The 23,538-nt window shown below is 67.2% G+C and carries 21 protein-coding genes; 16 read left to right on the forward strand and 5 right to left on the reverse strand.

What is annotated here, in order from left to right:
• Positions 1-304: 304 nt before the first annotated feature.
• Positions 305-1,663: a condensation domain-containing protein gene (locus ABZT14_RS21080; RefSeq protein ID WP_356305006.1), complete on the reverse strand. Its 1,359-nt coding sequence runs from the start codon at positions 1,661-1,663 to the stop codon at positions 305-307.
• A 292-nt stretch (positions 1,664-1,955) separates the two neighbouring features.
• Between ABZT14_RS21080 and ABZT14_RS21085 the strand changes: the two genes are divergently transcribed.
• On the forward strand, positions 1,956-2,402 hold the full coding sequence (locus ABZT14_RS21085) for a VOC family protein (RefSeq protein WP_356305008.1): 447 nt from the start codon (positions 1,956-1,958) through the stop codon (positions 2,400-2,402).
• 6 nt (positions 2,403-2,408) lie between these two features.
• On the opposite strand, the gene ABZT14_RS21090 is transcribed toward ABZT14_RS21085, so the two are convergent.
• On the reverse strand, positions 2,409-4,247 hold the full coding sequence (locus tag ABZT14_RS21090) for an ABC transporter ATP-binding protein/permease (RefSeq protein ID WP_356305010.1): 1,839 nt from the start codon (positions 4,245-4,247) through the stop codon (positions 2,409-2,411).
• Positions 4,244-5,992 carry an ABC transporter ATP-binding protein gene (locus ABZT14_RS21095; RefSeq protein WP_356305012.1) on the reverse strand — a complete coding sequence of 583 codons (1,749 nt, stop codon included), beginning with the start codon at positions 5,990-5,992 and terminating at the stop codon, positions 4,244-4,246. Before ABZT14_RS21095 ends, ABZT14_RS21090 begins: the two co-directional genes overlap by 4 nt.
• Before the next feature lie 313 nt (positions 5,993-6,305).
• Between ABZT14_RS21095 and ABZT14_RS21100 the strand changes: the two genes are divergently transcribed.
• The 8 genes from ABZT14_RS21100 to ABZT14_RS21135 all read left to right on the forward strand — a co-directional run bounded on the left by ABZT14_RS21100 (position 6,306) and on the right by ABZT14_RS21135 (position 13,850).
• Positions 6,306-7,013, forward strand: coding sequence for an SDR family NAD(P)-dependent oxidoreductase (locus ABZT14_RS21100; protein WP_356305014.1), 708 nt, complete (start codon positions 6,306-6,308; stop codon positions 7,011-7,013).
• A gap of 245 nt (positions 7,014-7,258) precedes the next feature.
• Entirely contained in the window at positions 7,259-8,239 is a 981-nt protein-coding gene (locus ABZT14_RS21105; RefSeq protein WP_356305016.1) for a hypothetical protein, read from the forward strand.
• A gap of 333 nt (positions 8,240-8,572) precedes the next feature.
• Positions 8,573-8,854 carry a hypothetical protein gene (locus ABZT14_RS21110; protein WP_356305018.1) on the forward strand — a complete coding sequence of 94 codons (282 nt, stop codon included), beginning with the start codon at positions 8,573-8,575 and terminating at the stop codon, positions 8,852-8,854.
• 35 nt (positions 8,855-8,889) lie between these two features.
• The gene (locus ABZT14_RS21115; RefSeq protein ID WP_356305020.1) at positions 8,890-10,080 is read left to right on the forward strand and encodes a methionine adenosyltransferase; all 1,191 of its coding nucleotides are present in this window, start codon (positions 8,890-8,892) and stop codon (positions 10,078-10,080) included.
• Positions 10,077-11,084 carry a hypothetical protein gene (locus ABZT14_RS21120; protein ID WP_356305022.1) on the forward strand — a complete coding sequence of 336 codons (1,008 nt, stop codon included), beginning with the start codon at positions 10,077-10,079 and terminating at the stop codon, positions 11,082-11,084. Before ABZT14_RS21115 ends, ABZT14_RS21120 begins: the two co-directional genes overlap by 4 nt.
• A complete protein-coding gene (locus tag ABZT14_RS21125; RefSeq protein ID WP_356305024.1) occupies positions 11,081-11,869 on the forward strand; it encodes an SDR family oxidoreductase in 789 nt (262 codons plus the stop codon). Before ABZT14_RS21120 ends, ABZT14_RS21125 begins: the two co-directional genes overlap by 4 nt.
• 1 nt (position 11,870) lies before the next feature.
• Positions 11,871-12,680 (forward strand): histidinol-phosphatase, encoded by an 810-nt coding sequence (locus ABZT14_RS21130; protein ID WP_356305026.1) that lies wholly within the window; start codon positions 11,871-11,873, stop codon positions 12,678-12,680.
• Between the two features lie 27 nt (positions 12,681-12,707).
• Positions 12,708-13,850 carry a hypothetical protein gene (locus tag ABZT14_RS21135; protein WP_356305028.1) on the forward strand — a complete coding sequence of 381 codons (1,143 nt, stop codon included), beginning with the start codon at positions 12,708-12,710 and terminating at the stop codon, positions 13,848-13,850.
• Between the two features lie 13 nt (positions 13,851-13,863).
• Here ABZT14_RS21135 and ABZT14_RS21140 read toward each other — a convergent pair whose 3' ends face one another.
• Positions 13,864-14,853, reverse strand: a complete 990-nt coding sequence (locus ABZT14_RS21140; RefSeq protein WP_356305030.1) for an aminoglycoside phosphotransferase family protein — start codon at positions 14,851-14,853, stop codon at positions 13,864-13,866.
• 19 nt (positions 14,854-14,872) lie between these two features.
• Positions 14,873-15,418 carry an AAA family ATPase gene (locus ABZT14_RS21145; RefSeq protein ID WP_356305032.1) on the reverse strand — a complete coding sequence of 182 codons (546 nt, stop codon included), beginning with the start codon at positions 15,416-15,418 and terminating at the stop codon, positions 14,873-14,875.
• Between the two features lie 268 nt (positions 15,419-15,686).
• Between ABZT14_RS21145 and ABZT14_RS21150 the strand changes: the two genes are divergently transcribed.
• The 7 genes from ABZT14_RS21150 (at position 15,687) to ABZT14_RS21180 (ending at position 23,491) form a co-directional block, all read left to right on the forward strand.
• A complete protein-coding gene (locus ABZT14_RS21150) occupies positions 15,687-16,751 on the forward strand; it encodes a hypothetical protein (RefSeq protein ID WP_356305034.1) in 1,065 nt (354 codons plus the stop codon).
• A gap of 38 nt (positions 16,752-16,789) precedes the next feature.
• Entirely contained in the window at positions 16,790-18,544 is a 1,755-nt protein-coding gene (asnB, locus tag ABZT14_RS21155) for an asparagine synthase (glutamine-hydrolyzing) (RefSeq protein WP_356305036.1), read from the forward strand.
• A gap of 42 nt (positions 18,545-18,586) precedes the next feature.
• Entirely contained in the window at positions 18,587-19,222 is a 636-nt protein-coding gene (locus ABZT14_RS21160; protein ID WP_356305038.1) for a histidine phosphatase family protein, read from the forward strand.
• A 66-nt stretch (positions 19,223-19,288) separates the two neighbouring features.
• Positions 19,289-20,737, forward strand: coding sequence for a class I adenylate-forming enzyme family protein (locus ABZT14_RS21165; RefSeq protein ID WP_356305040.1), 1,449 nt, complete (start codon positions 19,289-19,291; stop codon positions 20,735-20,737).
• Positions 20,730-21,968 carry a type III PLP-dependent enzyme gene (locus ABZT14_RS21170; RefSeq protein WP_356305042.1) on the forward strand — a complete coding sequence of 413 codons (1,239 nt, stop codon included), beginning with the start codon at positions 20,730-20,732 and terminating at the stop codon, positions 21,966-21,968. The genes ABZT14_RS21165 and ABZT14_RS21170 overlap by 8 nt, the downstream gene beginning before the upstream one ends.
• On the forward strand, positions 21,965-23,128 hold the full coding sequence (locus ABZT14_RS21175) for an acyl-CoA dehydrogenase family protein (protein ID WP_356305044.1): 1,164 nt from the start codon (positions 21,965-21,967) through the stop codon (positions 23,126-23,128). The genes ABZT14_RS21170 and ABZT14_RS21175 overlap by 4 nt, the downstream gene beginning before the upstream one ends.
• 96 nt (positions 23,129-23,224) lie before the next feature.
• Positions 23,225-23,491, forward strand: coding sequence for a phosphopantetheine-binding protein (locus ABZT14_RS21180; protein ID WP_356305046.1), 267 nt, complete (start codon positions 23,225-23,227; stop codon positions 23,489-23,491).
• Positions 23,492-23,538 lie beyond the last annotated feature (47 nt).

Here is a 23,538-nt window from a genome sequence, read left to right on the forward strand (position 1 = left end):
TGTTCGGGGGGCCGCGCCTGACGTGACCGCGTGAGAGGGGCCCCGCTCCTCGGAACCTCGGGCTCTTCGCCGGGCCACCGTGGAGTGGTGGTGGACGACGGCTACTGAGCCAGGCGACATGTGCGTCCCTTCCCCTCAAGATCGGCGAATGGACGCTAACAGAGTCGTTCGGAAGGGCACAACTAACCTGCGGCGCCGTGGAGTTCGCTCTCCTACGGCAGGGAGCCGCCGGTCAATGGGGAATGCGGAATGATGGATTCGGGCAGCCGTGCCGTGATTCACTGACCTGCCGTCGGACCACAGTTCAACGCCAGTTCTGGTGCCCCTCGACCACGATCTCCTCGATGTGGTGAAGGACCGTACTCAACTGCTCCGGTGACATTTTCCTCGTGTCCCCGCCCGCCCTGAGCATCACCGTCCTCCCGGTGTCCCTGGCGGAGAACGAGAAGGAGTATCGGCACAGGCCCGTGTAGGGGGAGCCGCGCCCCTCCCGCTGTTCCTGGTTCTCAACCAGCCAACGGAACGTCCTCGTGGTGGCGGACGGTGGGCTCTCCTTTTCGGCGGCGGTCCACGGGTTTGTCCGGGAGGAGGGCCCGCGTTGCATGTAGTTGAAGTAGCAGGACATGTCGATGTCGGCCTGGCGTGCCCGCTCCACTTCCTGCTTGACCCCAAGCAGCCCGTCGAGATTCCAGTCGGCGTGACGGTAGGCCCGCAGCAGCGAGGGAGCACCTGATGAGAGCGTATTCCGCAACGAATCCGCCGGCCGTATCAGTGCCAGCCCGGTGTGGGCGTAGTTGCCCACTGGTTTTCCACGCGCCGCGCTCCGGTTGCTAAACGCGACCTGCATGAGGGCGGCCTGGTCTCCGGCGCGCCAGGAGAGCGCGGTCGCGACCGCCGAGGCGAGCACCGCCGCACGGTTGACTCGATCACGAGTGGTCAGTTCACGCAGGGCATAGGCCAGCCTCTCCGACTCGACCTCGCCGATCCAGTAACGGGCGGGAGTCGTCGCGTCTCCGTCCGGGAAGAAGGTGGGCGCGGCTTCCTCAAGCAGCCCGCGGCAGTAGTCCAGGGTGGCCGACAGCCTCCTGCGCCCCTGTTCGGAACGCTCGTGGATCGCGACATCGAGCGGCTGGCGCAACTTCCCGTGATCGTTCGTTTCGGAATCTCGTGAAGTGAGCTGGTCGATGAATTCGTCATCGATGATCCTCATCGACTCGCCGTCACAAGATAGGTGGGAGAGGGTGAAGGAGATCGATACGGGAATTCCACCGGAGGTGAGGACGAGCACCCTGATCGGTAGTTCCTGATCGTGGTTGAAGGGTGCCATGGTGATTATTCCAGGCAACGCGGACGGCATCTTCTCCGTGCTCGGATCCTCGTACACGAAAACCGGAAGCCGCCCCTCGGCCAGTACCTCCTGGATGAGAGTCCCCTGCTCTTCACGGTAAAAGGTGCGAAGGGCCTCATGGCGTGAGAGGACCCCTCCCAGAGCCAGCAGCACGTCATCAAGGGAATATCCTTCGGGAACATCCCTGTGCCACTTGAGGTGAAGGGTGTGCTCGTTCTGGCGCGCTGACCTGATGATCTGCCACATGCGTTCCTGTGCCCGAGTGGCTTGGTGGCAGGCGGATCGGGAGCCGGAGAATTCGCTATACCTCAGCACGGGGAACCTTATGAAATCATCCGAACAAGACGGTGAAGGTCTACTCTGCCATCGGTGGGATGCCAGCGGAATGCGGAATGTCGGGGTAGCGCCGGGACGCTATCACCTGCTCCTCTTTCCTGTCAAAATTCTCGAAGGTCCTGCGTATTTCCTTGGCCGTATGCGGGACGTGGGATCCGGCAGGAAGGAACGGATGGCACCGCGACGTCATGCAGGTAAAAGCGGCAAACCTGTCCCGGACACACTCCGTGTAGGCTCGGGACTTCGCCGGTCCAACAGGAAACACGGGAACATGATTCGAGGAATAGACCACGTCGGCGTCGCGGTGGAGAGCCCCGCAGTGGTGGGCGAGGTGCTGGCCGCACTGGGGCTCACCCTGGGACACGTCGGTGAGGCCCAGGATTACGGAGTGCACTGCCGATTCTGGAACGCGCCGTCCTCCTCTGGGGTGGTGGAACTGGTGGAGCCGCGGCACCAGGACTCCGTCATCCAGAAACACCTGGACCGACAGGGGCCGGGGATCTACCACATCGCTTTCGAAGTTGACGACCTGAATGAGGAGTTGTCACGCCTGCGGGAGGTCGGGATGGTGCCGTTGGATCCCGAACCGCGAGCGGGCGCGAAGCCCGGTATGCGGGTGGCCTTCCTCTATCCAGGTCATGAGGCGGGCTTCCTGGTGGAGTTGGTGGAGTACACATCCCCCGACTCCACCGAACCCCTTCCACCTCAGTGCGTCTGACCCGGGTCACCTGGAGATTTCGGAGACCTCTGGAATCAGGTCCGATCCAGGGCGCAGCCGGTACGCGTCGGCCTGCAGACGGTAGAGGTCGCTGTAACGGCCCCCCGCGGCGAGGAGTTCCTCGTGGGTGCCGCGCTCCACCAACTGCCCATGGTCCAGAACCAGCACCAGGTCGGCACCGGCCACGGTCGACAGTCGGTGGGACACCACCAGGGTGATCGCACCGCTGTGGGAGCCCAGTCGCCGTGCCCGTTCCATGTAGCGCTGGAAGATGGCGTGCTCGCTGGGGGCGTCCAGAGACGCGGTCGGTTCGTCGAGCATGAACAGCAGAGGGTTCCCCCGCACACTGGCACGGGCCAGAGCTGTCTTCTGCCACTGTCCCTCCGAGAGGTCCACGCCACCGTAGACGGGAGACAGACGGGTGTCCTTCCCGTCGGGGAGGCGCTCCACGAACCCGGTGGCGTCGGCCGCGTCGATCGCCTCGGAGACCGTCTCCTCGTCATCGATACGGTCGAGGTCTCCCAGCCCGACGGCCTCGGCGAGCGTCATCTGTGGGTAGCGGCCGAAGTCCTGGTACGCGGCACTGGAACGCCGTCGCCACTCCTCGATGTCCAACCCGCGCAGGTCATCACCGTCCACGGTGATCCTGCCCGCGTCGGGGTGGTAGAAGCCGCTCAACAGCTTCACCAAGGTTGACTTGCCCGACCCGAACTCGCCCACGAGGGCGACCACGCTGCCAGCGGGCAGCACCATGCTGACGTCGTCGAGTACCCGCTTCTCGGTGCCGGGGTAGGTGAAGCTCACATGGTCGACGTGGATACCAGTGGCCAGCCGCTCGGGAGGAGCCTTGTCGCCGGTCTGGGTGGCACGTGTCTTGGCCAGGTACGACCTGAGCCACAGGTAGGGGTCCAGGTACATGCCGGCGTTCATCGTGCTCGTGAGTTGCCCCACGGCCGCCTGCACCGTCTGCTGGAGGGTCAGGGTGAGCGTGACCACCAGGACGACGTCGCCGGTGGTGGCCGCGCCGGTCTCCGCCTGCCGTGCCACGACTCCGAGCAGTCCGACGAACCCCACCACGAACACGGTCCAGCCCAGTGCCCGCAGCCACGCCGCGCGCAGCCGAGCCGCGTAACGACCGGCGGTGACCTCCGCCATGGCCTCGGCCTGAAGTCGGGCGATCTGTCCGCCAGCCTGGCCGGTGCGGATCTCCTTGCCCGCCGCCGCGTCGGTCGCCACGTCGAACAGGTGCCGCTGGAGCCGGAACGATCCGGCGGTCCTGACCTCGGCACGGTTTTCCACGGTCCGCCCCCGGCGGTCGCACCACAGTGGCGCCACGGCGAGAGCGAGCAGGGCCAGCAACCAGAGGCTGACGGTTCCCAGGATCACCAGGGTCAAGGTGAGTTGGAGGACGGTGAAGCAGGCGCGTACGGCGTTCCACATGCCGCCGACGATCCGTTTGGGCGCGCCCCTGAGCACGGTGATCCGGTCGAGGTAGTCGCTCCGTTCGAGGTGCTCGATCTTCTCCAGGGTGGCGATGTCGCGCATCATCTGGTCCTCGATGACCACGCCGACCTTCTCCACGATGAGGAAGAGCCCGACCAGACCGTGCAACCGGTTGAGGACCAGCACCGTGGTGCAGGCCAGGGCCGCGAGTACCGCTGCCACGATCGCGTTCGGCACGTGGTCGGCCACCAACTCGTCCACGGTGGCGCGCATCGCCAGGGCGATACCGATGTTGGCGATGACGAGCCCGGACTCGATTCCGAACACCGTGGCGGTGAGCCCACGGGCATGACGCCAGGACAGGCCGAGCACCTCACCCCAGAGCCGCAGGTACCCGGTCACAGTACGTTCTCCTCGTCAAATCGGTCGTCGAAGCCCTGGTTGAAGCGTTCAGCCTGCGTGATGAAAAGCTTGGCGTACGTGCTGTCGAAGGACATCAACTCGTCATGGGTACCGGACTCCACGATCCGCCCCCCGTCGAGGAGAACGATCCTGTCGGCCAGGCGGACGGTGGAAAGCCGGTGCGAGATGAGCACGACGCCCGCGTGCTGCTTGTGCTTGGCGAGCTGCTGGAACACCTCGAACTCCGACTTGATGTCCAGGTGGGCGGTCGGCTCGTCGAGAACCAGCAGCCGGGCACCGCTCTGCAGGGCGTACATCGCCCGGGTGAGCACCACCTTCTGCCACTGGCCACCGGACAAGTCGACCCCTCCCTCACGGGCGCGAGCGAGCGGCGTCTCCCACTTTCTCGGCAGGTCGGCCACCAGGCGGTCCAGTCCAGACTCGGCCGCCGCCCGCTCGACCCGCTCCCGGTCCACCGGCACGGAGGCGTACCCCATCGTCACGTTGTCCAGGACCGAGAGGTGATAGCGGACGAAGTCCTGGAAAACGATGGCGATCCGTTCACGCCAACTCCGCGGGTCCACCTGATCCATGTCGACGCCGTCGACTGTTACCCGGCCCTTGGTGGGGGAGTACAGACCGCCCAGCAGCTTGATCAGTGTCGACTTGCCGGCACCGTTGAGCCCCACGATCGCCAGCAACTCTCCAGGCCGGATCTCGAGGTCCAGCCCGTCCAACACCATGGAGGGGGAGTCGCCGTAGGCGAACGAGACCTCCTCGAACCGCACCAACGGTGCCCCAGAGCCCTGCTGTTGATCGAGTGGCGGACGCAGGTCGTCCTGGTTCGGGGAGACCATCTCGGCGCGCAACTCCTCGAACGCCCGGCAACCGGGGATCGCGCCCTCGATGTCCAGAGCGTCGGCGAAACCCAGCAGGTTGAGGATCGACCAGCTCGCTCCCAGTACGGCGGCGGCAGCGGCCACGCTTCCACCGGGCTCGCCCGCCTGCCAGACGATCAACCCGAACCCCAGGATGAGCGGCGGGCCGAGAACCGCGCCGATCTGCCACTGGTCCAGCACGCTGCCCTGGCCGGCACGCCACTTGGGGGACAGCATTGCCGACAGCTTGTCCCGCCAGCGGTCCACTGACCACTCCTGGAGGCCGAAGGTGCGGCTCTCCTTGCCGTCCGTCCAGTCGATCGCCAGCCGCCGCCAGTGGTCGGCCTCGACTCCCGCGAGGACTCCGGCGCGTTCGATTTCGATGTGCTCCATGAACTGCCGGCGCCACAGTGAGCGGCTGATCATGGCCGGAATGATCACCAGTGGAGGAAGCCACCAGGCGAAGGACGCCAGGACCGCGGTGGAAGCGAGGACACCGACCCAGCGGATCAGGAGGTCGAGTTGTGCCGTCGCGCCTGTTCCTGGTGGGCGCTCGGCCCAGAACTCGGGATCCGCCCGCGCATATCGGAACAGTTCACGTGTCCGGGGGCGTTCCAGTACTTCGACTGGCACGCCGGATGCGAGTGAGGTCAGCGCGGCCCGTCGGGCCGCGTCGACGCGCTGTGCGACCAGATAGGTCAGAGGCGTCGCGGCGACCTGCGCCAACCGGCCGACCAGGAGAACTCCTCCAAGGAGGCCCAGGGCCAGGGTTGTTGGCTGGTGGTCGAGCAACCTGCTCACCAGGTTCTCGATCGCCAGGGCGGTCAGTGCCGGTACGAAGCTGGTGATCAGTTGAGCGAGGGCCAAGGCCCCCACCGCCAACCGACCAGCCTGTCGCAACTCCCTCAGGAGGAGGAGACGGTCCGCGAGGATCGTAGGGCGGGTGGTGGAACGTGTGGAATCGTCGGCCCGGGTGCTCATCGTGGGCTCATGCTACTGAACCTGATCAGGGCTCGTGAGGGCGGTGTCCGAGAGGCCTCCGGCGGTGGCGTCCCTGACCCGGCACTCGTCCACCGGACCCGGCCTCACGCTGAACACCCGGCGTTAGACGACGAGTTGGGGATTCGGTGGGGGCTGGGGAACGGAGAACCGTGGCAGGAGACCGAGTAGCCTCACGTACATGCCCAGTGCACTGGTGACCGGAGTTTCCCGTGGCCTCGGGTGGCACATCTGTCAGCGACTCAGGACGGTCGGATACCGCGTACTCGGGGTGGGGCTCTCCCCGTCACCCGACAACGACGCTCTCGACGACTACCAGGTCGTCGACCTGACCAAGCCCATCGCCGGGGACCTGTTCCCCTTCGAGGACGTTGAGGTGCTCGTCAACAACGCGGGTGTCTACCTCGACGATCCCAGGCGCGGATACGGGGACCTCTTCTCCCTCTCCGTCGACGACCTGAGGGACACCTTCGAGGCCAACGTCTTCGGTGCCACGCACCTCACCCTGAGCTACGCCCCCGACATGATCGCGCGAGCCCACGGCCGCGTCGTTTGCGTCTCCTCGGGGATGGGGCGTCTCCAGGACGCTGACGGGGCCTCCTTCGCCTACCGTTCGTCGAAGTTGGCACTCAACTCCCTGAGCCTGACCGTGGCACGGCACTTCGCGGACAGCGGTGGCGACCTGGCCAGCTTCGCCTTCTGCCCCGGTTGGATCCGCACCGGCATGGGGACCGACCACGCGCCGAACGATCCCGCACCCGCCGCGGCCGACCTGGTGCGCCTGCTGTCGTTCCCCGCGGGCCGGACCAACGGCCGGTTCTTCCGTGGCCTCGGCGAGCTCGGATGGGACACCACTGGTCCGTTGGTCGACCCGGACTTCAGTGGGTGACTGCAAAGTTGAGGGCGCCTCACCAGCAGGGAGCCAGCGGTCGTGGTGGGAACGGGCCGGCCCCACCCGCGTCAACGCGCCTTGCTCGTGGGTACGTTGGAGCCGGTAGTGGCGCCGTCGGGCTGGACGCAGGCAGCGACGGTGACGAGTGCGCACGGGAGCGGGGACACGACATGGCGGTACCGGTAGGTGTGAGTGGCTCCGAACGGAGGTACACCGTTCGTTCGGAGTCGACCCGTACCGGCTTGACGTGCGACGAGTCGGTGGCCAAACGGGTCGAGCAACTCGTCGCCCCGTACTTCACCCTCCAGGAGGGGGCCGTCGACACGGCCGAATGGGAGGTAACGGACCGCACTCACGGCACGCCTCCTGACGACGCGGTGCGGGAGTCGGTCACCGCACAGGGCGAGGTGTCCGTGGACTACGCCGTCGACCACGCTGACCGGAGGCTCTACCACCTCGCTCCGCGAGGTGAGGCATGGGTGACCCAGTCCCTTCTGCGAGCGACAAGGGCGATCCACCGCTCCACCGCGAGCCGGCGCGGGGACGTGTTCCTGCACGCGGGCATAGTGGAACTGAACGGAGCCGGAGTGGCACTGGTCGGGGGGAGCCGCTCGGGCAAGACCTCACTCATCATGGCCAGTGTGCTCAACGGGTCAGGGCTCATGGTGTGCAACGACGACGTGAGCTTGACGGCCGACGCTGACGGGGCGGGTGTCACGGGTATGGGCTGGCCGCGTTCGATCTCGGTGCGGCTCGACACCCTGGACCTGCTTCTTGGTACCGACCGCGCGGAGGCCGTGCGAGCCACGCTGTCGCATCCCGCGAACCGGACCCTGGTGCGACTGCGTGAATCGGGAGTGGAGCCCCATGGGACGGCCCTGCTGTACCCGTGGGAGTACGCCGACGTGCTCGACACCCGGGTCGGACGGTCGGCCGACGTGCGCGCGATCGTCCACCTCGGCCTCACCGACGCCCCGGGGGAGGGTGTGCTGGAGCCGGTGAGGGCGTCCGAGCGAGGTGACCTGTTCGACCGGCACGTTCTGTCGCTGCCGAACAAGCACCTGAACATCTTCCGTCATGAACCTGCACCCGGCGGCACCGACCGCACGCGCGAGGCGCTGACCGCCCTGCCGACCTTCCGCTTCCGGTACGACTTCCGTGACGTACGGCGGCAGGCGGAATGTCTCGCGGAATATCTGAACCAGCGACTGCCGAGGCCCTGAATCGAACCGGCCGGCTCAGTCCGGCTGAGCGGCCGATCCGTTGACGGGATATCAACGACGGTTCCGCTTCGAGGTGTTGAGCGTCCATGTACCCGAAGACCAGGGGTCCCTCGCGGGCAGCCCCTCCTGCCGGGCCCACTTTCCGTGCCCCCCTCTGTGATCATAGGCTGCTCCGGCACCGCTCAGATCAAGTCGTCCCGGACACCAAAGAGGAACAGCCCGCCCATGGAACCGATACGCGTCGCACTCGCTGGTGTCGGGGATCCGGCGCGGGGTTCCAGCTGGTCGGCTCGCCCCGGCCAGGCCGAGTCAACGGCTCAGCCACCTGATCCCATGTGTGAGAAAGCCAGCGGCCACCGGCACACGGACCTCGGCGGCACGGCCATGGCGACCACCGTCCCCGAGTGTGCCGAGGACACCCATGGGCGTTCCGCGAGCACCACGAGGCTGTCGAAGCGTGGTGTCGAGGCGGAGATCGCCCCCCGACTCACGGCTGAGGGCACCCCGAACGCGGCGGGGCCCTTCGCCTCCGTCGTACGTGCCGCCAGGGCCGCTCCCGACGACGTTCAGCCCGAGTACCGGGCGCAGACCGCCCTTCCCAAGTTCGCCTCCTGAGGCGTCCGCAGCCCCCCACTCACAAGAGAGGCTCAATGCTGGCGATACAACGGGAGTCACGCTCCGTCGAGGACCTGCCCTACGAACTCGTGGAGAGGAAGGGGGTCGGCCATCCAGACACTATGTGCGACGCCATCGCGGAGCGCGTGTCCCGCTACTACTCCCAACACTGCCTCCGGGAGTTCGGCGGTGTGGCCCACCACTGGTTCGACAAGGTCACCCTGTACGGCGGTGGCGCGGACATCGACTACGGACGGGGCGAACTCACCTCGCCGTACCGGGTGAAGGTCTTCGGCAAGGCCGCCTTCCGGGTCGGCGACGTGGAGATCCCGGTTCGAGAGATTATGTTCCGCGCCGCCGCCGACGTGCTGGAACAGGTCACCACGGGGTTCCAGGCCGACCGCCACCTGGTCGTCGAGTTGGGTGTGGTGGATCATCAGGGATCCGGCCGTGGGGTCTCCCGGTACCAGCCGGCCTCCGCTCGGGACCTGGTACCGCTCCGCTGCGAGGGCCTGGTCTCGAACGACACCAACCTGTTGCACGGCTACGCCCCGCTGTCACGGCTGGAAGGCGTCGTACAGGGCCTGGAGAACCTGGTCAACGGCTCGGACTTCAAACAGCGCCACCAGGACACTGGTTGGGACGTCAAGGTCTTCGGCAGCCGCCGGGACGACACCTTCAGCCTCATTGTCAATATGCCGTTCCTGGCCGCCCACATCGGCTCGATGGACGAGTACTGGGCGCGCAAGCGGACCATCCAGACCGAACTGGAGGAGTTCGTCGACGCCCGGGGGATCGGGCGCTTCAGCATGTTGATGAACGCGACCGACCGTAACGGGCGCCCCTATCTCACCGCACTGGGCTCCGTGGCCGACACCGGCGACGTCGGGGTGGTCGGCAGGGGAAACCGGGTCAACGGACTCATCACCCCCATGCGCCCGATGAGTATCGAGGCGCCGGCCGGCAAGAACCCGTTGGACCACACCGGGAAGATCTACAACGTGATGGCCATGCGCCTGGCGCGACAGGTGCACGAGAAGTTCGGCGGTCCGGCCCAGGTGCACGTCTTCACCTCCAAGGAGGCTCCGTTGGAGCGTCCTGACGAGGTGGTCGTGACCACCGCGCACGGAACCGAGTCGGAGGTCGGCGCCCTGGTGGAAGCCGCCGTCGCCAGCACCGACGACCTTACGGTCGAGTTGATCGAGAAGGGCATCACCCTGTGGTGACTGGGGAACACGTCCGCGCTCTCCTCTCCGAGGTGGCCCGTACGGAGCGGCGCCAGGACACCGGACCCCCCTCGGATGCCGTACCGGACGGCGGCAGCCACTTCGTCACGATGGTCAAACCCGAGGTCATGACCGGTACCGCCGCCCAAGCCGTACTCACCGAGGTGTTGCGGGTGCTGGCCGAGGGAGAGGCGACCGCGCGACGCTGCGTTCTCGTCCCCGCACGGGACTTCGCCCAGCGGGGTGGCCTGTTGCTGCACTACCCGCGACTGCACCGGGTGGCCGCTGACGGCACTCAGGCGCTGACCACCGCCGCTCACGGCGAACTCGCGACACTCCAGGGCGAGACCGGAGCCACTGAGGTGCTCGGTGCCTTCGAGGCGTTGGCCCACGACGCCCACCTGACCCCGACGACCCTGGACGAGCGCTTTCGTGAACGGGGAGTACACCGACTCGGATCGGGCTCGTACGCTGCGCCAGTCGAGGTGAACGGGTGCCTTGTGACCGTTCTCAACGGGTTCCTGCCGGCCCTGGCCGCTGGCTACGGTGCGCCGTCGGCCCTGGTAGCCCTGATCGAGTGCCACAGTTCCCGCGAGATCGCCGACTTGCGCTCCGGGCTACTCGGCACGCTCGACCCCACGGCGGCGGAGCCTGGTTCGCTGCGAGGCGCCGTGCACCTGGCGGCGGAACGCGAGGGGATCAGGCTCTCCGAAGGCAGCAACGGGGTGCACCTGTCAGCCGGCCACCTGGAGGCGATGTTCCAGGTCTGGCGCTACTTCAGCGCGGCCGACGGAGCGGGCATGGAGGCCACCGCGCTCGGTCGGTCGCTGGAGGGACGCGGGGTTCCGGCGTCGACCGTCACCGCTCTGGCCACGGATCAAAACCTCCGCGAATCCTCAGGGGAGCAGGTGTCACCGCACGGTGCGACCGAGAACCTCCGTCGCGACGAAGTCCTTGACCGTGTGGGGCAGTGGACATCCGAGAGAAGGAGCTTCCAGATATGACCGACCTTTCGCGCGGACTCGCCGGACGCACCGCAGTGGTGACCGGGGGCGCTCAGGGCATTGGCGCCGCGGTTGCCGAGAGGCTGTGTGCGGAGGGCTGCCGTGTCGTCGTCTACGACCGCAGCGCGGAGCACGGTGAATCCGTGGTCGAGGAGTGGAGGCGGCGGGGATACGCGGCGCACCTGGTGGTCGGTGACGTGAGCGATGCCGCTGCCGTGAAGGCGGCGTTCACTGATCTGCCCGTCGACTGGCCGCGACCGACACTGTTGGCGAACCTTGCCGCCGGTTTCGTCTTCAAGGGTCTTGAGGCCACCCCCGGCGACTGGCACGCGGTGCTCGACCCGACGATCGTGGGACTCTCCCTGGTGATCCGGGAGTTCGTGGCCGGGCTGCCCGAGCGGGACGCCAACGCCGCGATCGTGAACATGGCGTCGATCTCCGCGCACATCGCGCAGCAGGGGTATCTGACGTACAACACCAGCAAGGCGGCCGTTCTCGGCTTCACCCGCTGTACCGCTCAGGAGTTGGCGCCCCGGGGCGTACGGGTCAACTCCGTCAGTCCCGGCACCGTGTGGAACGCCAACAACGAGCGCTTCCACCGGGAGGTCCTCGGTCTCGACCGGGCCACCGCCGAAGCTGACCCGGAGAACGGAGGCAAGTTCCTTCTCGGAAGGTTCGCGGACCCGGCCGAGGTCGCGGCACCCATCGTCTTCCTGTTGTCCACGGAGGCGAGTTTCATCACCGGAGCCGACCTCCCGGTCGACGGCGGATACCTGGCGGTCTGACATGATCGATCTGCACACCCACCACTACCGTTGTGGCCACGCCACTGGAACACTGCGGGACTACGTCACAGAGGCACTCGACAAGGGCGTGACGGTCCTAGGCCTCTCTGATCACACACCGATGTTCGCCGCCGACGAGGACCACGCCCTGCCCCCGGTGGCGATGCCGAAGTCGGAGTTCCCCTCGTACATCGCCGAAGCCCTGGCGTTGAAGGAAGAGTTCCAGAACAGCATCGAGATCCTGGTCTCCACCGAGGCGGACTTCTTCCGTGGCGAGATGGACGCCTACACGAGGGAACTCGGCAAGTACCCCCTGGACTACGTCATCGGGTCGGTCCACATGTTCGAGGGCCGGGACATCTTCGACGTGACGCGTTGGGAGTCCCTCCCTCAGGATCAGGTGCCCGCCGTCAAAGACCGCTACTTCCGCACGGTGGCCGAGTGCGCCCGGTCCGGGCTCTTCCACGTGATCGGCCACATCGACGCGCTCAAGGGCAACTTCCCCTCCCTGGCCGACGTCCCCGCTCCGGCGGCGGCGGACGAGATGCTGCTGGCCATCAGGGACTCGGGAGCCGTGATGGAGATCAATACCTCGGGGAACACCAAGCAGTGCGGGGGCTGGTACCCCGAGTTCGACCTCCTGGAGCGCGCGCACCACTTCGGTGTCCCGATCACGTTCGCCTCCGACGCGCACGTGCCGGAACGCGTCTGCGACCAGTACCCGGAAGTGGTCACCGTCCTTGAGGAGATTGGATTCACCAGCTGGACGGTGTTCCGCCGGGGGACCGCCCGACAATGCCCCTTCTCCTGAACGACCGAACCCTTCCGTGGAGCACTGATGACGTTCAGCCACCTCGTGGCCGGCGAACCGGACGACGCGATGCGACGGTACTTCGAAGTCCGTGGGCACCTGGTGAAGGTCGTCACCGCCTCGGCGGCGGCCAACGACCTGGTCTCGGAGACCTTCTACCCCCCGGGGATGCTGGGCACCTTCGAGACGACGCCCGACCGCGAGCCAGATCTGACGGTCGTCGATCTGGACTGCGACCCGGCCGACATCCGTGAACTCCTTCGACGGGTGGCCAGTCGGGAGACCCCGGGCGAGTACGAACTCACCCGGGGCCACCGACTGCCCCGTTTCGACGGTGCCTCCCATAGCGTCTTCACCCTGAAGGACGTCAAATCCGACGAGCTCGCGGCTCTGGTGCGCAGCGAGGGCCGCGCCACGCTCATGCGACCTCGTACGGGTCTGGGCGAACGGTGGCTCACCCGTGTCCTGCGCGATGTGGCGACCCGGCTGGCGACGGCCGAGGGCTCGCTGATACTGCACTCCTCGGGCTTCGTCATGGACGGCTCGGCATACCTGGTGATCGGCGACTCGGGGGCTGGCAAGTCCACGACCGCCGTCGCCCTGTCCCGGTTGCTGCCCCAAGCGGGTTGGATCGGCAACGACCGCATTCATCTGGAGCGGGTGGAGTCCCGCTACGAGGTGACGGCCTGCCCGCTCCCCTTGGCCGTCAACAAGGGTTCCTTGGACGTGATGGGGGTGACCGACTTCGCCACCTGGAAACCCCGTGCTGGCCTTCCTCCCGAGGGGTCGGACTGGGACCAGTTCTGTGGCGAGGACAAGTTGAAGCTCAGCTGTCGGGAGGTGACCCGGTACCTCGGCGTCCGAGTGGTACCGAACGCTCCGCTCGCGGGCGTACTCCTGCCCCGTATCGACCCTGAGGGGGAGTACCACCTGGAACCGGCCTCACCGGAACACGTCGCCGATGTGGTGGGGAGGAACTGCTTCTCTGTCGACGACAACCTCTACGGAGAGGACTGGTTGAAGGTTCCCGTTCCGCGACGGCTCGCGCCGCCGACCGTCGACGAGTTTCTGGGGCACATCGCCGAGCTACCCGTACTGCGCTGCTCGATGGGCGACGCGCGGGACCTGGCCAAGCTGGCGGACGAACTTCCCCAGGCGGTGCGGTCCTGACGCGTGGTGGTCCTCAGCGTGCTGGTCTTGCGGGTGTTCCCTCCGCCCGGAGAGCGTCCGCGATCGCGGTGAGCGACTCCCGGTTCTCCCGGTACCTCGACCAGAACCGGGAGATCCAGTCGAGATACCAGGGGACCAGGTCCGGCCCCCGCAGGTCCAGCAGCGCGAGATGAGAGCGCCGGGGCAGGAACCAGAGCGCCCCCAGCGCCGCCAGATCGAGGACGTTGGCGTACGGGATGCCCAGGGAGGCGTGGGCCGTGCGCAGGAAGGTCCGCACCGTTTCGGGGTGCAGGACGAAATCACCTCGGCCCTGACGGCAAGTCAGCCACAACGCCTTGGCCGCGTCGGCGGGTCGGTGGGTGAAACCCGCCTCGTCCCAGTCGATGACGGTCAGTGGCTGTTGCCCGTGGGAGATCAGGTTCCGGCCGTGCAGGTCACCGTGGTAGATGATGGGGGAGGCGGAGTGGCCCAACCGTGAGACGGCGAGCAGGAGTTCGTCGAGGTGGTTCTCAAGTGCCCGCGCCAACACACGTCGTCGTCCGGTCAGGAAGGGACGTATGTCGCGCGCCTCCCGCTGGTCGGAGGACAGCCACGGTGAGGCGTAGTCCCCAACGAGCCCGTCCACCGCTTCCACTGCCGTTCCGCAGGCCTTCAGATCACTCATGACCTGGAGCAATTGGCCTATGTGTTGCCGGGCGTCAGTCGACGGCGCACCGCGCACGAACGGACGGACCACCACCAGTCGCGGCTGATGCTCGGTGGAGAACCCCACGTCGAGTAGGGGCGGGTACCAGTCCCGGCCGTACAGGGCGGCGTCCACGCGACGGAGACGTCGCAGTTCGAGGGGTGACGAGCGGTCCGCGCAGTGCACCTTCACCGACAGTGGCCGCCCGAGGTGAGTCACGCGGTAGCAGGAGTTGGTGCCCCTGCCGTCAAGGGGCTCGGCATGACCGGCCGCGAGAGCTGACAGGGCGTACCGGACAACCGACCCGGCCTCGCTCATGAGTGGTGGTGGCGCACGGTCACACCTCGTCGAGCCACTCAGTGACGGTGTCGACCAGTTCCGCCACCGGCCGGGCACTGTCCAACCGGAGCACGGGACACAGGAGTTCGGCCAGCCACCGTTCGTCCGCCAGCCGGCGGCGACCCTGGTGGGTGTCGTCGTAGCCCCGTGCCCAGTCCAGGAAGTCGAGGTGAGCGGCCTCGTTGCGTCCGCCCTTCTCGATGGTGTCGCCGTATCTGAGAACCTCACGGCTCATCAGGCGTCCCATGCGGACCTCCGGGGTGAGGGAGAGGAACACCACCCCCTCCAGTCGCTCCACTACGCTGTCGCCCCATCCGCGTAGCGAACCGGACAGCACCCAGGCGTCCCGGGGCACGAACAACTCGTGCATCAGGGCGACGCGTTCCTCCTTCGGGCGCTTGTGTGTGTAGGGCGGGGAGGTCGGCTGCCAGAGGTAGTCGTCGACGTCCGCGTGGGGAACCGCCCAGAGGGAGGCCAGGGCACGGGCCAGTGTCGTCGTCCCTGTTCCACTTGCCCCGGTGACGAGCAGCCTGTGCGCGCGCATTGCCTCATACCCCCTCGCTCTCCCCACGTCGCCCGGGCTGGAAGGGCGATCGTTTTTCCCGTGGGCGAACTGGTGCACGGGAAGCGGGGCGCGTGCGAGTATACGGGCCGGCGTGGATCACCAAAGGTCCGACTCCACGGGTGGCTGACAGCCCGTCATCAGCGACGACGTACGGCCCGCGCCACAGCGTCAGACAGAACAGCGGCCAGAGAGGGGCCCCGAGGTAACCGTGCTTACCTTCCACAGGCATGTCTCCACCGTCGCCGGTATGGACGACTTCGACGAGGCGGCCGTACTCGCGCAGATCCATCTCGTGGACAGCGACGTCCTGATGCTCTCCGGCTCCCTGGTGGACGGATCGGGCACCCCCTCCTCGGACTTTGACTTCTCCGTCATCGCCCGCTCCCGGGACGACAGGTTCCACCGCGACACCTTTCCCCGCGAGCGCCACATGCGTTACTACACCAGCGGTGACCGGGTGCGGGCGAGCTTCGACTACCTGCCGGACAGCCTGCTGGGCGTGGACGTCGAGTACTGGACGGCCGACGAGGTCGTCGACATGATCGCGAACCACTCGCGGCTGTACCGGCAACTCAGGGCACGCGCCCGGAAGAGTTCCTCGTTCGCCGCCTCATCCGTGGACTTCCGGCTCCTGTCCCGTCTCACCTACGGCGTACCGCTGACCAATGCCCCGGATTTCGGGAAGATCACCGAAGCTCTGCGCCCCGAGGAGGTCGCGTACACCGCCTACCGCACCTGCGTGGGCAGTTATCCCGACTTCCGCGACCTGGTCGGAATGTGGGCGCAGGGAGATCACCAGGCGGCACTGTCGGCGGCTCGCAAGTTGGGCATCGACACCTTTCGCGGCCTGACTCACGTATACGGCAACACCAACCGCAACCCCAAGTACCTCAGCCGTTTCCTGAGCCGGCTTCCCGAGCCGTTGGCGGAGTTGACCGGGCGCTTCGACCGACTGGTCACCTACGGTCCCTCCGGTCCCGAGGATATGCCGGACACCGTCCTGGAGTGGCTGGACGTCATCGATGGGGCGTTCGCGGAAATCCGCCGAGCACGCGACGACGCGGCGGCCTTCGTCAACCGTCGTGAGTTCCTCGCCCTCCTGGCGGGAGAACTGCACCAGACCATGGACTGGAACGCGGAGATCGCCAACGAGTACTGCTTCCGTGCCCGTGAGGCGGAGGAGGACGTACCCTCCCTGCGCGAACTGCTGGCCGCCATGACAGGACGGCAGTCGGTCACCCACCGACTGCCCCTCAGGGAATGGGCAGCAGACCGGGCGGCACCCAAGGGCGAGGACAACGCCTCGGCCTGAGCGGACGTCAGGTCGCACGGATTGGTGGGGGGAGAGACATGTGCCGTATCTACGGCTATCTCGGGAGGGGCCTCGACGCGGCCGCACTGGACGCCGCCCGGGACATCCAGTTGGCCGGAGGACCGGACAGGCAACGTCACGTCGGGGGAGAGGGCTGGGGGCTGGGATGCAACCGCCTTGCCATCCAGGACCCGTCCCACGGCTGCCAGCCGTTCACCAACGCGGACGGTTCCCTGTTCGCCGTGTTCAACGGCGAGATCTACAACTTCCGGGCTGTCCGTGAGGAACTCGCCACGCACGGAGTACGCCTGGACGGCGACTCGGATGGCTCGGTGATCCTGCCCTACTACACACTCCACGGAGACGCGTTCGTCGATCGCCTGGAGGGCATGTTCAGCATCGCCGTCGTGGATCTGCGCGTCGAACCCCGGCTGAAGCTCTGGTGCGACCCTCTGGGCGTCAAGAACGTCTACTACACCGCTGACGCGGACGGAGTGGCCTTCTCCTCCGAACTTCCCGGTCTGCGCGCTCTGTTGGGCAAGCCGAACGAGGTGGAGCCTTCGGCTGTCGATGCCTACATGAACTGGCAGTGTCTGCCCGACGGAATGTCCTGGCACACCGGGGTGTCCACCCTGTTGCCCGGTGAGCGGCTGACTCACGATGGACGGACGGTTCGTCGTGAGCGGTCTTCCTCCCTCGGCGCCCCGCGGTCTGGCGAGGAGGCTGAGGAGTACGGTCTGACCAGTGACGGCCTGGGAGGGCTGCTCACCCACGAGGTGGCGCGGATGTCGCTCCAGGAGGCGCCCATAGCGGTGCAGTTGTCCGGTGGGCTGGACTCCAGTGCCCTTGCCACCCTGCTGAGCCGACGGCGCACCGACGTCACCGGGTTCCACGTGACGCACGAGGGCGATCACCCGTCCGATGAACTCTCCTTCGCCCGGGAGGCGGCGACGCACGCCGGGGTCCCGCTGGAGGTCATCGAACTCCGGCAGGCCGAGTTACCGGAGCTGGTCCCCGCCATGGTCGCGGCTCTGGGCACGCCGAACGCCACCCCACACTCCGTGAGCGCGTTCGTCCTGTTCCGGGAGATGGCCCGCAACGGATTCCGTGTCTGTTTCACCGGAGACGGCGCGGACGAGCAGTTCGGCGGTTACCGGCGCTACAGCACCGCACTCGCCGGGGACGAGCAGCACTGGCCGCGCCGCTACCTCGACAGGCTCTCGCTGGTCCCAGAACACCAGTACCGAGACCTCTACACACCTGCGTATCGGGAGTGGCTCGACACCCACGGGGACAGTCGCCGTCGTGCCCTGGAGTTGCTCGACCGTCCGGCGCCCTCGCGCCTGGAGCGGATCCTGGACTTCGACCGGACGCACAAGCTCCCCGCTCTCAACCTGCGCAAGCTCGACCACTTGTCCATGGCCCACGGCATCGAGTGCCGAGTGCCCTACTGCCAGCCAGCTGTCACCCGGTTCGCACGTGCCCTGCCGGACGAGCTGAAGGTAGTCGGTTCCCACCGCAAGCGGGTCCTCTGGGACGTGGGAGCGAAGTGGATCCCCGAGGCCGTCCGGGGCCGTGACAAGCAGCCGTTCACCTTCCCGGTAGGCGCCTGGCTGAGACCGGGAACCGTCCTGTGGGACTTCGTAGTTGACGTACTGGACAGACCACGGCTGTGCTCCTCCGGTTTCCTGAGCGAACCCGCCGTACGACGGGTCGTCACCGAACACACCCGGGGCGCGGATCACGCCCGCCTGTTGTGGGGCCTGATGATCCTGGAATTGTCCTTCCCCTAACGAGAACCCGACTTGAGTACTTTTCCCACCCACGAGAAAGGCATGGCCTTGCGCAGCATCCACGTCGTCACCCATCCCGAGGCGACCCACCACGTCGAGAAGGTGGTGGGCGGATGGCACGACTCGGCTCTCACCCCGGTTGGCCTTCAGGCCGCGGACTCCATCGCGAAGGCGCTGAGGTCGGTGATCCCGGAGGACGAGGAGGTGGAACTGTTCACCTCCGATCTGCTGCGTACCCGACAGACGGCCGAGGCGGTGGGGCAACTGTTCGGGGTGGAACCCGAGTTGGACGAACGCCTGAGGGAGAAGTCCTACGGGGAGGCCGAAGGCAGGCCCCAGGAGTGGTTGGACAAGCGGTTCGTTCCGCCGCCGGCCGTCGGGGACCGGATGGGGCACCACGAGGGGGTCCCGGGTGCCGAGACCAAGACGGTGTTCGCCCAGCGGATCTACCCGGCCGTGGAGGAGATCCTGAGCCGTCCCTGCCGGCGTCAGATCGTCGTCACCCACGGTTTCGCCCTGACCTTCGTTGTGGCCGCGTGGAGCAAGCTTCCTATCGAGTCGCTCGGCTACGTCAACTTCCGGGCCCCGTCCGGGAGCATCACCGAACTCCGCGAGGACGACTTCTTCCACAACCGTCAGGTCGTGCGACTCGCCGACACCAGCCATCTTGAAGCGTGACCGGATGACGTCCCGGGTCCCGAGTCGGTCGTGGTCGGCCCCACGACTTCGTGCGGAGGCGAACGGATGACTGGTGACGGGGAGGCCCGCCTCCTCCACACGATCCTGTTCGAGGCCGCCTCACGCTGGCCGGAGAAGGTCGCGGTGTACGACGTCGAGGACGCGTGGACCTACGCCGATCTGGACCTCGCCAGCCGACGGTACGCGGGAGCACTCACCGCCGCCGGAGTCGGGGTGGGGGACCGGGTGCTCATCAGGGCCCGCGCCGAGTGCTGGGTGCTGGCCGCACTCCACGCCTGTTCCCGGGTCGGTGCCGTTGCCGTACCTCTGAGCCCCGACCTGCGCCCCGCCCAGTGGGAACAGATCACCCAGGACGCCGAGCCGAGTGCGGTCTGGACCGAGCCACCCCGTGGCTCGGTACCCGCTGCCACCGAGCCCGAGCCCGCTGACCCCGACGCCCCGGCGCTGTTCCTCTACACCTCGGGCAGCACGACGCGGCCGAAGGCTGTCGTGTGCCCCCACCGTCAGGTGCTGTTCGCGGCCGAGGCCATCGCCGGGCGTCTTGAGTACCGTCGGGACGACGTCATTCTGTGCCGGCTTCCCCTCTCCTTCGACTACGGCCTGTACCAGAGCCTCATGGCCGCGCTGGTGGGAGCGACGGTGGTGCTGCGGGGGCCGGGAGGATCCGACAGCGGTCTGCTCGCCACCATCCGCCAACATGAGGTCACCGTTGTTCCCGTCGTCCCCCCGCTGGCCACACTGCTCGCCCGGTTGGGGCGCCGGGGCGCGGTGTCCACGGTTCGACTGATCACCAACACGGGCCAAGAACTGACCCAGGCACAACTGCGTGACCTCCGCCGCACCTTCCCCGATGCCGTGGTGCGCCTCATGTACGGCATCACCGAGTGCAAACGTGTGACCATCGCCGAGCCCGACGCCGACCTGATACGACCAGGGTCGGTTGGAGTTCCCCTACCGGGCACCAGGGTCCGGGTGGTGGACCCGACGGGGCGATCGGTGCCCACGGGCACGGAGGGACAGATCGTCGTGTCCGGGCCCCATCTGATGAGTGGCTACTGGCGGGCCCCGGAACTCACGGCACGGACCTACCGGTGGGATTCACACACCGGCGAACGCGCCCTGTACACCGGGGACTTCGGGAGCCTGGGCGAGAACGGTGACCTGTTCTTCCACGGCCGTCGTGACGACCTGTTCAAGCAGCGCGGAGTACGCACCAGCGTCGCCGAGATCGAGGCGGCGACACTACAGATCGACCAGGTGCGAGACGCCGCCGTTGTCCCGCCCCGGGGAGACGAGGGTGCCGTACTGTTCGCCGTCAGTTCCCTGGAGGCGGTCGAGGTGTTGCTGAGGCTTCGTGACCGACTGGAAGCCGCGAAGGTGCCGGCGATCTGTCGACTTCTTCCCGAGCTCCCCGTCGGTACCACCGGCAAGACAGACCGGGCGTCCCTCCGGGCCCTGGTGGAGGCGGAGAGGGAGGAAACTGGCCGTGCCTGACGTCACCGAACTCCTGAAGTGGTACGGAAGTCCGCTCTACGTCTACCAGCTGGACGCCGTGGAGCGGGCCCACGCTGACCTGTGCGCCCTGCTGCCGGTGAACTCCACGCTCCACTACTCCCTCAAGGCCAACCCGAACCCGTCCGTCGTGCGAGCCCTGCGCGAGGCGGGTTGCCGGGCGGAGGTCAGCTCCCTCGGCGAGTTGGACGTCGCGCTGGAAGCCGGATTCGCCGGCGCCGACTGCCTCTACACCGGTCCGGGGAAGACTGACCAGGAGGTCGCGTACGCGCTCACCCGAGGCGTACGACGCTTCTCCGCCGAATCCGCCGAGGATATGCGTCGACTCGGTGACGCCGCCCTGGAGGGGAACACGGAGGTGTCCGTCCTGCTGCGGGTGAACGGATCCCACGCGGGGACCTCGGGTATGCGGATGACCGGCGCGGCTACCCAGTTCGGTGTGGACGAGGCACAGGTCCTGGCGGAACCCGGACGTTTCACCGGTGTTCCCGGTGCGCGCCTGGTCGGCCTGCACCTCTTCCCCATCAGCAACGCACGCGACGAGGACAGCCTCATCAGCGCCTTCGCGGCGAGTGTCTCCCTGGCAAGACGACTGCGGGACCAGGCTGGTCTGCCGCTTCAGGTGCTGGACCTGGGCGGTGGATTCGCCGCCCCTTACGCGCAACCCGGGTCACGTCCCCCCTACCCCCGGCTGCGCGAGGAACTGTGCGCCACGTTGGATGCCGAGTTGCCGGAGTGGCGTACGGGGGAGATCCGCCTGGAGTTCGAGTCCGGGCGCTATCTGGTCAGCGACAGCGGCCGGTTGGCGGCGACCGTACGAGACGTGAAACGCAGTGGGGAACAGACCTTCGTGGTCCTCGACACTGGTGTCCATCATCTCGGTGGCATGAGTGGCCTGGGACGGTTGGCGCGAGCCTCCGCCACCCCCGAACCGGGTGACCAGCCCACTTCCTCGGCGACCCTGGCCGGACCTCTGTGTTCTCCGGCGGACGTCCTCGGCCGGAGCGTCCCGGTCCCGCCCCTGGACGTCGGGGACACGGTGGTCTTCCCCAACGTGGGCGCCTACGGACTCACCGCCAGCCTGGTGGCCTTCCTCGGACGCCCTGCACCGGTCGAGGTCGTTCTGCGGGGGGAGGAGACCATCTCCAAGACCCGACTTCAGCTGTCCCATGTTCCCGTCACACCTGCCCCCTTCGGATCGGAGCTCATGTGAGAGACGCCCTGGCGCTTGCGACCGACCTCGTGCCGACCCTCGCCCAGCACGCGACAGAGGCGGACGCCTCGGGTGCGTTTCCACGGGAGAGTATCGAGGCACTCCGGGACGTGGGCCTCTTCGGCCTGCTGGTGCCGACGGAGTACGGCGGGATGGGGGGAGGCCTGGGCGACCTGGTGGACGTGTCGGTGGTGCTCGCCGGCGGCTGCCTGTCGACGGCTCTGATCTGGGCCATGCACTGCCAGCAGGTGGACGTCCTGGTCCGGCACGCCGGTGAGCGCCTCCGTACGGAGCTTCTACCGAGAGTCGCCAAGGAGGGCTACTACCTGGCGTCGGTCACCACGGAACCGTCCAAGGGCGGCCATCTGTTGAGCGCCTCCTCGGCACTTCTCACCGAGGAGGAGGAACTGGTGGTGCGCCGCTCCGCTCCGGTGGTGACGGGCGGAGAGCACGCGGACGGATTCCTGGTCACGATGCGTGCCGGACCGGACTGTCCGGCGAACCAGGTGAGTCTGGTCCACCTGCACCGGGAACAGACCGAGGCCGAGGTCGTACGAGACTGGGACGCCATGGGAATGCGCGCCACCCGCAGCGTCGGTATGGAGCTCTCCGGGATGGCCGCCGGCTACCAACTGGTGGGGGAGCCGGGAGGATTCCGGCGAGTGGCCGTGGACAGCATGATCCCCGCAGGACATCTGGCCTGGTCCTCCTGTTGGCTCGGCGCCGCACGTGCGGCGCTCGACGGTGTGGTCTCCCTCCTCCGGTCCAGGCAGCGGCCTGGCGGCATATCCGTGGACAGCGAAATGGTGCGGCACCGGCTGGCGCGCGCCCGCGTGGACGTGGAGTTGTCGGGCACCTACCTGCTCCGTCTGCGGGATGAGGTGGTGGACCGCAGGCGGCAGGGCACCCCGCTGGACGATCGCTCGTTCCAGATCCGCCTCGACACCCTGAAGGTCGCCTGCTCGGAGTTGACGTTCTCGGCGGTGGACCGGCTGGTCCAGCTGGGCGGGGCCATGACGGGGTACTTGCGGAACTCCCCGGTTCCCCTGGAACGGCACTTCCGGGACCTGCGGTCGGCCAGTCTGAACTACTCCAACGATCGCCTGCTCGGCGCCATCGGCGCGTTGACGCTACTCGACGGAGCGGGTCGCTTTCCGTGAGTGCTTTCCACCACTCGTCAGGTCCGGCAGACAGTCCCGTCCGCCGACCGGACTCCTCTCAGCGGATGTCCTGGAACGGAGAAGAAAGGTACTCGCATGACCGAGCAGCCCTGGACGGCTCTCTTCGAGGAGACACTGCGTGCCCACGTCCCCCTGCTACCCCCTGACCAACCGATCACCGCTGACCTCGCGCTCGCTGATCATGGTCTGGACTCGCTGGCTACCGTCAGCCTGTTGTTGGACCTGGAGGAGGCGTTCCTGGTCACCATCCCCGACCACCTGCTGACCGAGAGTACCTTCGCCACACCCGACGGCCTCTGGTCGGTCATTGACTCCCTGTTGGTGAAGGACCCGGTCGAATGACCGTCCGTGGGTAGCTGGTGTGCCCGAGGCGGCGGAGCCTCGGGCAC

The organism is Streptomyces sp. NPDC005438 (assembly GCF_040606315.1).
GTDB lineage: Bacteria > Actinomycetota > Actinomycetes > Streptomycetales > Streptomycetaceae > Streptomyces.

What these genes read in the sequence shown, in the direction of transcription:
- ABZT14_RS21100 (WP_356305014.1), top strand. Translation starts at nt 6,306, where the DNA reads ATGCCCAGTGCACTGGTGACCGGAGTTTCCCGTGGCCTCGGGTGGCAC.
- ABZT14_RS21135 (WP_356305028.1), top strand. Translation starts at nt 12,708, where the DNA reads ATGACGTTCAGCCACCTCGTGGCCGGCGAACCGGACGACGCGATGCGA.
- ABZT14_RS21165 (WP_356305040.1), top strand. Translation starts at nt 19,289, where the DNA reads ATGACTGGTGACGGGGAGGCCCGCCTCCTCCACACGATCCTGTTCGAG.
- asnB (WP_356305036.1), top strand. Translation starts at nt 16,790, where the DNA reads ATGTGCCGTATCTACGGCTATCTCGGGAGGGGCCTCGACGCGGCCGCA.
- ABZT14_RS21130 (WP_356305026.1), top strand. Translation starts at nt 11,871, where the DNA reads ATGATCGATCTGCACACCCACCACTACCGTTGTGGCCACGCCACTGGA.
- ABZT14_RS21180 (WP_356305046.1), top strand. Translation starts at nt 23,225, where the DNA reads ATGACCGAGCAGCCCTGGACGGCTCTCTTCGAGGAGACACTGCGTGCC.
- ABZT14_RS21110 (WP_356305018.1), top strand. Translation starts at nt 8,573, where the DNA reads ATGTGTGAGAAAGCCAGCGGCCACCGGCACACGGACCTCGGCGGCACG.
- ABZT14_RS21115 (WP_356305020.1), top strand. Translation starts at nt 8,890, where the DNA reads ATGCTGGCGATACAACGGGAGTCACGCTCCGTCGAGGACCTGCCCTAC.
- ABZT14_RS21085 (WP_356305008.1), top strand. Translation starts at nt 1,956, where the DNA reads ATGATTCGAGGAATAGACCACGTCGGCGTCGCGGTGGAGAGCCCCGCA.
- ABZT14_RS21160 (WP_356305038.1), top strand. Translation starts at nt 18,587, where the DNA reads ATGGCCTTGCGCAGCATCCACGTCGTCACCCATCCCGAGGCGACCCAC.
- ABZT14_RS21145 (WP_356305032.1), bottom strand. Translation starts at nt 15,418, where the DNA reads ATGCGCGCGCACAGGCTGCTCGTCACCGGGGCAAGTGGAACAGGGACG.
- ABZT14_RS21125 (WP_356305024.1), top strand. Translation starts at nt 11,081, where the DNA reads ATGACCGACCTTTCGCGCGGACTCGCCGGACGCACCGCAGTGGTGACC.
- ABZT14_RS21150 (WP_356305034.1), top strand. Translation starts at nt 15,687, where the DNA reads ATGGACGACTTCGACGAGGCGGCCGTACTCGCGCAGATCCATCTCGTG.
- ABZT14_RS21140 (WP_356305030.1), bottom strand. Translation starts at nt 14,853, where the DNA reads ATGAGCGAGGCCGGGTCGGTTGTCCGGTACGCCCTGTCAGCTCTCGCG.